Source organism: Rhizobium sp. P44RR-XXIV (genome assembly GCF_001999485.2).
Lineage (GTDB): Bacteria > Pseudomonadota > Alphaproteobacteria > Rhizobiales > Rhizobiaceae > Rhizobium.
Map to the genome: position 1 here is coordinate 1 of NZ_MPVZ02000006.1, position 1115 is coordinate 1115.

A 1115-nucleotide genomic window follows, 5' to 3' on the forward strand; every position below is an offset into this window, starting at 1 on the left:
GCCGACAAGCCGGTGCGCATCGGCATCGAGGCGGCCTACCCGCCGTTCTCGCTGAAGACCCCGGACGGCCAGCTGGCAGGCTTCGACGTGGATATCGGCAACGCCCTCTGCGAAGAGATGAAGGTGCAGTGCAAGTGGGTCGAGCAGGAGTTCGACGGCCTGATCCCGGCGCTCAAGGTGCGCAAGATCGATGCGATCCTCTCGTCGATGACCATCACCGACGAGCGCAAGCGTTCGGTGGACTTCACCAACAAGTACTACAACACTCCGGCGCGCTTCGTGATGAAGGAAGGCGCCAGCCTCAACGATCCCAAGGCCGACCTGAAGGGCAAGAAGGCCGGCGTGCTGCGCGGCGCACCGCCGACCGCTACGCCTCCGCCGAACTGACCCCGGCCGCGTCGAGGTGGTGCGCTACAACTCCCAGCAGGAAGCCAACATGGACCTGGTGGCCGGTCGCCTCGACGCGGTGGTCGCCGACTCGGTGAACCTCGAGGACGGCTTCCTCAAGACCGATGCCGGCAAGGGGCTACGCCTTCTCGGTCCGCAACTGACCCGACGCCAAGTACTTCGGCGAAGGCGTCGGCATCGCCGTACGCAAGGGGCGATAGCGAGCTGGCCGGCAAGTTCAACGCTGCCATCGACGCGCTGCGCGCCAACGGCAAGTACAAGCAGATCCAGGACAAGTACTTCAGCTTCGACGTCTACGGTTCGAACTGACGCTATCCGTCAGAGGTGGCACAAACGTCCGCGACGCCTCGCGTGTTGTTGCGCCTACTTTTTATTGAGTGGACGCCACTGCTTTAGCGCTGCATTAGCTGCATAGAGGTACCGTTTTGATGATCACTGGCTACGGTGCGACCATCGTCGATGGCGCCTGGCTGACTCTCCAGCTGGCCCTGCTTTCCATGCTCCTGGCCATCGTCCTCGGCCTGCTGGGCGCAGCCTTCCGCCTGTCGCCGGTGCGCTGGCTGGCCTGGTGCGGCGACCTGTACGCCACGGTAGTGCGCGGCATCCCCCGACCTAGTGCTGATCCTGCTGATCTTCTACGGCGGCCAGGGCCTGCTGAACTGGGTCGCCCCGCAACTCGGCTACGACGACTACATCGACCTGAATCC

General features: G+C 63.9%; 2 protein-coding genes. Both read left to right on the top strand.

Annotation, left to right across the window (positions count from 1 at the left end; genetic code table 11):
• Positions 1–387: transporter substrate-binding domain-containing protein (locus tag BSK43_RS35460; protein ID WP_246662452.1), on the top strand; the 387-nt coding region annotated here is incomplete at its 5' end.
• A gap of 225 nt (positions 388–612) precedes the next feature.
• Positions 613–717: a hypothetical protein gene (locus tag BSK43_RS35465; protein WP_246662453.1), complete on the top strand. Its 105-nt coding sequence runs from the start codon at positions 613–615 to the stop codon at positions 715–717.
• Positions 718–1115 lie beyond the last annotated feature (398 nt).